This is a genomic window from Parasphingopyxis sp. (genome assembly GCF_052168275.1).
In the GTDB taxonomy this organism is placed as follows: domain Bacteria; phylum Pseudomonadota; class Alphaproteobacteria; order Sphingomonadales; family Sphingomonadaceae; genus Parasphingopyxis.
This window is the reverse complement of record NZ_JBQLZM010000034.1, coordinates 1-8,693: the sequence shown is the minus strand read 5'-3', so window position 1 is coordinate 8,693 and position 8,693 is coordinate 1. Positions and strand designations below refer to the sequence as shown.

6 protein-coding genes and 1 pseudogene are annotated in these 8,693 nt (G+C 66.1%); all 7 read right to left on the bottom strand.

The genetic code is table 11. The features are described from left to right. Positions 1-682: pseudogene (locus ACTS1X_RS03005) on the bottom strand (double-strand break repair protein AddB); the annotation flags it as partial. After that, entirely contained in the window at positions 675-1,436 is a 762-nt protein-coding gene (locus tag ACTS1X_RS03000) for a nucleotidyltransferase family protein (protein WP_442612903.1), read from the bottom strand. The pseudogene ACTS1X_RS03005 and the gene ACTS1X_RS03000, both read right to left, overlap by 8 nt. Beyond that, the gene (locus ACTS1X_RS02995; protein ID WP_442612902.1) at positions 1,433-2,437 is read right to left on the bottom strand and encodes an aminoglycoside phosphotransferase family protein; all 1,005 of its coding nucleotides are present in this window, start codon (positions 2,435-2,437) and stop codon (positions 1,433-1,435) included. Before ACTS1X_RS02995 ends, ACTS1X_RS03000 begins: the two co-directional genes overlap by 4 nt. After that, on the bottom strand, positions 2,422-2,892 hold the full coding sequence (gene tsaE, locus ACTS1X_RS02990) for a tRNA (adenosine(37)-N6)-threonylcarbamoyltransferase complex ATPase subunit type 1 TsaE (protein WP_442612901.1): 471 nt from the start codon (positions 2,890-2,892) through the stop codon (positions 2,422-2,424). Before tsaE ends, ACTS1X_RS02995 begins: the two co-directional genes overlap by 16 nt. Positions 2,893-2,904: 12 nt before the next feature. Continuing rightward, a complete protein-coding gene (locus tag ACTS1X_RS02985) occupies positions 2,905-5,256 on the bottom strand; it encodes an ATP-binding protein (RefSeq protein WP_442612900.1) in 2,352 nt (783 codons plus the stop codon). Positions 5,257-5,383: 127 nt separating this feature from the next. Beyond that, positions 5,384-7,510: a TonB-dependent receptor gene (locus ACTS1X_RS02980; RefSeq protein WP_442612899.1), complete on the bottom strand. Its 2,127-nt coding sequence runs from the start codon at positions 7,508-7,510 to the stop codon at positions 5,384-5,386. 197 nt (positions 7,511-7,707) lie between these two features. Then, the coding region (locus ACTS1X_RS02975; protein WP_442612898.1) for an adenosylhomocysteinase at positions 7,708-8,693 on the bottom strand (986 nt) is incomplete at its 5' end.

Sequence of the window (8,693 nt, the reverse complement as noted above, 5' to 3'; positions counted from 1 at the left end):
CGGCCACGGCGGGCGACGTCGAGGCGATGCCGGCGACGACGACGAAACCGTGCGGCGGCGCGGCTGTCCATCGCTGCGCGACATGATCGAGCAGCCGGTTGCGGCGCTCGGCCATGTCGATCTTGCCGAGCCGTTCGAGCTCCGCCGGCCATTGTTCGAGGACCACGGCAAGCTGGTCGAGCGACACCTGCCAGTGATGCGACAGATCGGCCTCGACACTATCCGGAAGCTTTCGCGGATCGACACGCTCGATCAGCAGCTGGTCGAGCGTCGCGCCGAGATCGCGAGCGAGACGGACCGCTTCGCCCGCATCGACCGGGTCGTCCATCCGGCGCCGAACCTGCTGGACCAGCGTCGCCAGCCGCATCGTGCGTTCGAGCGGCGGAATCGCGGGCGGGACATCTGCCCCTTCCCCGATCGGATCGAGCGCGCTGCCGAGGGTTTCCGCGATTTCCGGATCGCCGATCGGCACGAGTCGCGGCAGGAGCAGGCCGGTCTCGGCGCGCCGGACGAACGCGTCCTGGATCGCGCGCGCCGTCCGGTTGGTCGGGACGAGAACGATGCCGCGGGCGAGCCCGAGCGGATCTTTTCCATGGCTTTTGAGCAATCCGGCGGCGAGCGCGTCGGCAAAGGCCCGGTGCGGCGGGATCGTGAAGACTTTGGGGCGGACGGCCTCAGCCATCCACGAGCATGGCCTCCGCCTTCTTGATCGCGGGCGGCGTGCCGATATCGAACCATAACCCTTGATGTGCGAGCCCGTAGGCGCGGCCCTGTTCGATCGCGCGGTCCCAGAGGATGTTGGTCGAGAACGGCCCGGACGGCGCATCGGCGAACAAGCGCTTGGAGACGAGCTGGATACCCGAATAGACGAACGGGGCTATCTTGCCGCGCCCGCGCCGCGAAATCCGGCCGACACTGTCCATGTGGAAATCACCGCGGCCCTTGTGGCAATGGGCATGCGCCTGCGGGATGAGCAGCAGCAGCGCATCCATCTTGTCCGGGTTCCAGCGCGCGGCGAGGAGCCTGAGCGTATCACTGGGCCCGTCGATCCACATGACGTCCGAGTTCAGGACGAAGAACGGATCGGCCTGGATCAGCGGCAGCGCCTTGGCAACCCCGCCTCCGGTTTCGAGCAATTCGGACCGCTCGTCGGATACGGTGATGGCGATATCGCCCGCGCGGCGCGCGACATGCGCCTCGACCGCATCGGCCAGGTAATGGACGTTGACGATCGCCTTGGCGACGCCGGCATCGCGCAGCCGGTCGAGCACATGATCGAGCAGCGCGCGGCCCTGCACCTGGATCAGCGGCTTGGGCGTCGTCGCGGTCAGCGGCCGCATCCGCTTGCCGAGCCCGGCCGCCATGACCATAGCCGTATCGACGGCCGGGCCGTCGGCCGCGGGACGGATCGCGAGGGGCGCGGTAAACTTGTTCATCGCGGCGATCCTCCCTGCCAGGCGTCCGCCCGCTTGCCATTGGGTACGTTAGCGGAAAACCAGGCGGCGACCGGCGCCAGCGCCGGATGCCGGAGATCGCGCTCCAGATAGCGCCAGACCCGCGCCTGGTAGGACAGATAGCGCGATTTGCCGTCGCGCTTCCACAACCGGGTGAAGATGCCGAGGATCTTGGCGTTGCGCTGCGCGCCGAGAATCGCATAGGCCGCTTCGAACGGCGGGTCGCCGTCGACCGGATTGGTCACGCGATAATGGGTCAGCATATTCTCCTCGAGCTCCCGGGTGACGTCGCGGCGCGCGTCCTGGAGCAGCGAAACGAGGTCATAGGCCGGATGCCCGGCCAGCGCGTCCTGGAAATCGAGCAGCCCCAACGCGCCGATCCCATGCCGCCCTTCGAGCAGCATCAGATTTTCCGCATGATAGTCGCGCAGCACCGTCACCGGCTCGGGAAAATCCACGATCGGCGCGAGCACCTTCTCCCAGGCCGCGTCGAAACCGGTTTCGTCGACGGTCAGCTCGAGCGCCGGGGCGTACCATTCGGTGAACAGCCGCGCCTCGCGCAGATACTCCTCCATCGTGTAAGCTGGCAGATCGCCGGCGCCCCACCGGTGCAGCACGCCGAGCAGGGTCACCGCATCGCGGTAGATGCGCGCCTCGCTCTCCGGCGCGGCGTCGACTACCTCGCGCATCCGCGCGTCGCCGAAATCCTCGAGCAGGATGAGGCCCTCATCCAGATCGCTCGCCATGATCTTGGGCGCGGCGAAACCCAGGCGATTCAGATGATCGGCGACATCGATGAAGGGCTGGCTGTCCTCCACATCGGCCGGCGCATGCATGAGCACGGCGGTCCGCCCCGGCGCGACGACGCGGAAATAGCGGCGGAAGGAGGCATCGCCGGCGAGCGGCAAGAGCGCGCCGTCTCCCCAGCCATTGGCGGCGAGGAAATCGGGCGCGGACTCGGGGTTTTTCATGCTGGTGGCCATCGCGTCTCCCAAGCGGGCGGAATCGTCGCTGTCAAGCGCCGAGCGGCGGAACGCCCCGCCCCGCCTGCATCCTGCTTATGCGCGATGGAAAGGTGGAGCCGCAATGCATCCTCCCACAGCCCCGCGCCGAGCCGCTCGGGCCATTCGATCAGCATCGCGACGTCGCGCCTCGCTTCGTCAAGCCCGAGTTCGCGCGCCTCCTCGGGATCCTCGAGCCGATAGAGATCGATATGCCAGACGGGAATGCGCGTTTCGGGCGGTTCATAGGGCTGGACAATGGCGAATGTCGGGCTCGGCGCCTCGCCTTCGAGCCCCAGCGCCTGGAGAATGCTCCGCGCCAGCGTCGTCTTGCCCGCCCCGAGATCGCCATGAAGCGCGATGGCGTCTCCGGGTCGCAGAATGGACGCGATACGCGCGCCGAGAGCGAGCGTTGCCTCCTCATCCGCGAGGGTCATCCCGCTTGCCAATTATTCGGCTCCGTCCCGCGGCAGCACGATCGTCACAAACGTCCCCTCGCCCGGTTCGCTTTTCAGCTCCAGCGTCCCGCCATGCGCTTCGACAAACTGTTTCGTCAGCGGCAGGCCTAAGCCCAGGGCGCGTGACTGCTGCTCGCCGGCGCCGCGGTGGAAGCGGTCGAAGACGCGGGCCTGCTCATCTTCGCTGATACCCGCGCCATTGTCGGATACCGTGATCCGCGCTTCGGTCGTCGTGCCCTCGGCGTGGAGCAGGATGCGGCCGCCTTCGGGGGTGTAGCGGATCGCGTTGCGAAGCAGATGGTCGAGCGACTGGCGCAGGCGGCGAGCGTCGCCGGTCACGCTGCCGACCGACCAGTCGATCTCGGCGACGAATTCGTGATTGCGCGCGGCGGCCCGCTGGCGCGCGTCGGCGGCCGCCTCTTCGCAGAGCAGCTGGAGATCGACTTCCTCGCGCGCCATCGGCAGGTCTTCCGCCTCGCCTTGGGTCAGATCGAGCACCTCGTCGATCTGGACGCGCAGCGTCGCGACGGAATCGAGGATCGCCTTCACATAATCGCCCGCCTGTTCGGGCAGCTCGCCCGCATAGCCGCCGTCGAGCATCTCGGCGAAGCCGGCGATCGAGGTCAGCGGGGTGCGCAGCTCGTAACTGATATTGGATACGAAGGCCGTCTTGAGCCGGTCGGCGGCTTCCAGCGCCTCGTTGCGCTCGATCAGCGCGGCCTCGATCCGCTTGCTGTCCGAGATGTCGAGCAGGGTGAACAGCGCGTTGCCGTCGGGCAGCGGCACGGCGGCGAAATCGAAATAGCGGCCGTCGCGCAGGGCCAGACGGCCGCCCTGTTGCTGCCGCTCGCCGGTCGCGACGCGGACGGCATTCTGGATCGCCTCGGCGCTGCCGCTGCCGAGAAACTGGTCGGCGATGGCTTGCGTGAGATCGTCGACGCGCGGATGCGTGGCCAGCAAGCCTTCATCGAAACCCCAGATTTCCTTGAACCGCCGGTTCCAGATATGGAGCCGGCCATCCGCCGCGAACACGCCGATCGCCTCGGAGAGATTGTCCAGCGTCGCGGTCCGGACGCGCAGCAGGATATCGCGCGCGCTGGCCAGCTGAGCCTGTTCGGTCCGGTCTTCGAAGATCAGCAGCAGGCCGCCGTCGGGCAGCGGCTGGGCGACGACCCGCAGATGCGTGCCGTCGGTCAGCAGCCAATTCTCCTCGATGGGTTCATCGCCCGACTGGAACCATTGGCGCCGCTCGGCCTTCCACTCGGGAAAATCGCGCGCCTCGGGCACCCGATCCGCCTCGCGCATCCGATCGAGCACGCGATCGAATTCTGGGCGATCTGCCAGCCATTCGGTCTTCATCTCAAAGATGCGTTGGAACGGTTGGTTGGAGAAGATGAGCGCACGGTCCGGACCGAACTGCGCGACGCCGGCCGAGAGCAGGTCGAGCATGTCGCGCTGGGCGCGGGCGAAACGGCCGAGTTCGGCGCGCGCCTGTTCGAGCTGCTCGATATCCACCGCATAACCGGCGACGCCGGCGTCGCCCAAGGGCACGTCGACGATCTGCATCATCCGCCGTTCGCCGCCCAGGGTCGCCGGGACCGTGCGGGCATGCGCCTTCTCTTCCTCGCGGACGCGCGCCGCGACGGCCTGGGCGCTGTCGCGGCCCGACATCTCTATGAGTTCGAGCCCACGCGCGATGACCTCGGCCGCGTTCTCCGCCTCGACGGCGCGGACATAGGCCTGGTTGACGAGCGTCAGGCGCAGATCGGGACCGCGATGCCACATCGGGAACGGCGCGGCCTCGATCAGGCCGGACAGCGCGTCCAGCGCTTCCACCGCCCGGTCGGCGCGGCTGGTCAATGCGAGAATTTCGCTGCGGGTATCGGTCGCGTCGAAAATCCAGACCATCGCCGCCTGGTTGCCGCCCAGTTCGTCGGGCGCGGGCCCGCCTTGCGCATACAGGATGCGATCGGAACCCGTGACGCGCAATTCCATCCCGAACGGCTTGGCGGTGCGGCAGGCCGCTTTCACCGTTTCGGAAAAATCGGCGAATCGATCATCGCCGAGCACGTCTTTCAAGTCTGCGAGGCGTTTGGGCGGTGCTGAGAAACCCAGCCATTCGGCGAGACCGGGGCCAGCGTCGATCCGGCCCTTCGCGTCGATCACCATGAACACCATGGGCGCGCTTTCGAGCAGCATCCCGCCGCGCCGCGCCGCCGCAGCCGCCCGCTCGCCGGCCGCCTTGCGCCTCAGTCCTAGCGCGGTCGCCCAGACGGCCACGCCCAGCCACGCGGCGAGCAGCATGCCGGAGACGACGGCCGCGGTCGTCGAAATCGTGATCATTATGCGCTGCCGCCCCGAACCATGGGAGCACTTCTAGCCCCTCGATGGGGGGTTCGGGAAGATGCGATGCCGATCGGGCTGGGAGTGATCGGCGAATTGCCGCCGGTTCGGCTCCCAGGCCGGAGCGCTAGAAGCTGAACCGGACCCCGAACCGGAAATCGCGACCGGCAAGCGGGACGAAATCCTTGGTGAACGAGGCGTGGCGCCGGGCATTGACGTCGAAGATGTTGTTGACCGACGCGAAGAAGGACGTGCCGTTCGCCCGTCCCCAGGGCCGCCAAGCGAGCGAGGCGTTGACGAGCGTGAAATCGTCGGTCGGCGTTTCGAACGCCGCAACCCGATCCTGCTCGTCGACCCATTCGACCTCGGCGCGGGCGTCGAACCGGTCCGACTGCGCTTCGATGCCGCCGAGCAGGCGCAGCGGCGGGATGCGGGGTATCGGGCCGCCGCCGTCTTTGATCGTCGCACGGACATAGTCGCCGACGAAATCGGCGTTGATCCGGAAAGCGCCGACTTCGGCCAGGGTCGCGGAGATTTCCGCTTCGAACCCGTAATAGGTCGCGTCGCGCTGGAAATACTGGAACACGGGCAGCCCGTCTTCCTCGGCGCCGGTATCGGCATCGAAGATGAAATCGTCGAACCAGCTTGCATAGCCGGTCAGCGCGAAATTCAGCCCGCCGACCTCGCCGCGGACATAGGCTTCGAGGCCGATACTCTTTTCGGTGTCGAAGTCCGGATTTCCGATCTCGAACGCCTGGGTCGCGATATGCGGGCCGTTCGAGAACAGTTCCTCGGCCGACGGCGCGCGTTCGGCGCGCGACAGGTTCACGCCGACGATGACGCCCGGCGCGACGTCGACATTGGCGCCGATCGCGCCCGAGAAAGCATCGAAGCTGCGGTCGATGCCAACCGGCGCGCTGCTGACGCTCGTATGCTCGTAGCGGCCGGCCATCTCGACATGCACGGCGCCGAGATCGAACTCCTGCAGGGTGAACAGGCCGACCTGTTCGGTATCGTTTTTCGGTACGAAGGCTTCCGCGCCGATCGCGTTGAAATCGCGGACATAGAGCTGGCCGCCGATCACGCCCCGCCAGCTGCCCCGCGCACGCTGGACGAGTTCGAGCCGGCCCTCGAGACCCTCGACGAAGAAGCGTGTGCCGATTTCGTCGCCCTCGAACTCGATATGCTCATAGTCGGAATAGCCGAGACGGATTCGGATACTCTCAAGGAAACCGCCTCCGATCCGGACTTCGCCGCGCAGGTCCGCGCGGATCTGTTCGAGCCCGATCGTGACCGGTCCTTCCTCCTCCTCCTCTTCGCCTTCTTCTTCCTCGCCCTCTTCCTCGCCATGCACATGTTCGGCGCCCGGCCGCGCGGGTATGCCGTAATCGGTGTCGAAATAGCTGACCGAAACCCCGATATTGCCCCATTCCTCGATCAGCGCGATGCCCGCACCCGCAGTCAGCGTTTCGGTGGCGGAATTGGGCACGGTGCCACGCAGATTTGCGAGCTCGAGCGCCTCTTCGGCCTCCTCGAAATGGCCCTCCTCGGCCTCTTCCGCGGCAATCTCCAGCTGCTCGGCGCGCAAGGCCGGCGCGAGCGTGAACCCGGCGATGTCTAGGTCGTCGCTCTCGCGATAGCTGCCATCGACATGGATTACGAGATTGCTCGTCAGCGGGACATCGATCCCGGCGGCGATACTGTATTCGTCGGCCGCCGAGCCGTATGAACCGACTGCGTCGATATGGGCGACTTCGTCCGGGATTTCGCGCGGGATGCGCCGGTCGAACACATTGACCGCGCCGCCGATCGCCTGGCTGCCGAACAGCAGCGCCGCCGGACCGCGCAACACCTCGATCCGATAGGCGGTGATCGGATCGATGGTCACGGCGTGGTCGGCGGAGGTGTTGGAGGCATCGATCGCGCCGATCCCGTCGGTCAGCACCCGAATGCGCTCGCCCTGGAAACCGCGCAGCACGGGCCGCGACGCACCGGGCGTGAAGGACGTTGCCGACACGCCGGGCAGCGCCGTCAGCGTCTCGCCGATCTGCGGACGGATGCTCTGGTCGAGCGCCGTACCGGAAAGCGTCGATGTGCCGGCAATCAGGTCCAGCTCGTCGACGAAGCGCGCGGTCACGACGATGCCCGCTTCCCCTTCCCCATGGATGTGATCGCCCTGCCGCTCCGGGTCCTGCGCCATTGCAGGGGTTGCGATGATGGCCGCACCGGCCGCGAGGATTCCGTAGTGACGCATTGCAAACTCTTCCGTTTTTACGTGAACGGCAGCGTCCTAAGCAGAATGTTACATCATATCAAGTATGTTTCGTCTGCGGTTAATCGATCCGGCGCAACCATTGGTCGAAGCGGCACCACCAAGACGCAAAAAGGCCGAGGCGATTCTCACCGCCTCGGCCTTTTTTTTCCTCTCGCGCCCTGTGAGCGCGGATGGAATTAGTAGCGATACTGGTCCGACTTGAACGGTCCGTGCGTTTCGACACCGATATAGGCGGCCTGTTCCTTCGACAGCTCGGTCAGCTGGACGCCCAGCTTGTCGAGGTGCAGCTTCGCCACCTTCTCGTCGAGATGCTTGGGCAGCACATAGACCTGATGGCCATAGGTGCCGTGATTGTTGAACAGCTCGATCTGCGCAAGCACCTGGTTGGTGAAGCTTGCCGACATCACGAAGCTCGGATGGCCGGTCGCGTTGCCGAGGTTCAGGAGACGGCCCTGCGAAAGCAGCAGAATCCGCTTGCCGTCCGGGAAGGTGTACATGTCGACCTGCGGCTTGACCTCGACATGTTCGAGATTCTTGAGCGCGCCGACCTGAATCTCGTTGTCGAAGTGGCCGATATTGCCGACGATCGCCATGTCCTTCATCGCGCGCATATGCTCGATGGTCAGGACGTCCTTGTTGCCCGTCGCGGTGACAAAGATGTCGGCGCGCGGCGCGGCCTCGTCCATCGTCACGACCTCGAAACCGTCCATCGCCGCCTGCAGCGCGCAGATCGGATCGATCTCGGTCACCATGACGCGGGCGCCGGCGCCGCGCAGCGAAGCGGCCGAGCCCTTGCCGACATCGCCATAGCCGGCGACGCAGGCGGTCTTGCCCGCCATCATCACGTCGGTCGCGCGGCGGATGCCGTCGACCAGGCTTTCCTTGCAGCCATATTTATTGTCGAATTTCGACTTTGTGACGCTGTCGTTCACATTGATCGCCGGGAAAGGCAGCTTGGCCTGCTTGGCGAGTTCGTAAAGGCGCAACACGCCGGTCGTCGTTTCTTCCGACACGCCTTTGATCGCGTCGCGAGTCCTGGTGAAGAAGCCGGGGCTTTCCTTCAGGCGCTTCTTCAGCACCTTCTGCATTTCCACTTCTTCCTCATTGGTCGGCGCGGGCATTTCCTCGCCCTCTTCGACGCGCGCGCCCCAGATGATGTACA

What these genes read in the sequence shown, in the direction of transcription:
- ACTS1X_RS02995 (WP_442612902.1), bottom strand. Translation starts at nt 2,437, where the DNA reads ATGGCCACCAGCATGAAAAACCCCGAGTCCGCGCCCGATTTCCTCGCC.
- ACTS1X_RS03000 (WP_442612903.1), bottom strand. Translation starts at nt 1,436, where the DNA reads ATGAACAAGTTTACCGCGCCCCTCGCGATCCGTCCCGCGGCCGACGGC.
- ACTS1X_RS02980 (WP_442612899.1), bottom strand. Translation starts at nt 7,510, where the DNA reads ATGCGTCACTACGGAATCCTCGCGGCCGGTGCGGCCATCATCGCAACC.
- ACTS1X_RS02985 (WP_442612900.1), bottom strand. Translation starts at nt 5,256, where the DNA reads ATGATCACGATTTCGACGACCGCGGCCGTCGTCTCCGGCATGCTGCTC.
- tsaE (WP_442612901.1), bottom strand. Translation starts at nt 2,892, where the DNA reads ATGACCCTCGCGGATGAGGAGGCAACGCTCGCTCTCGGCGCGCGTATC.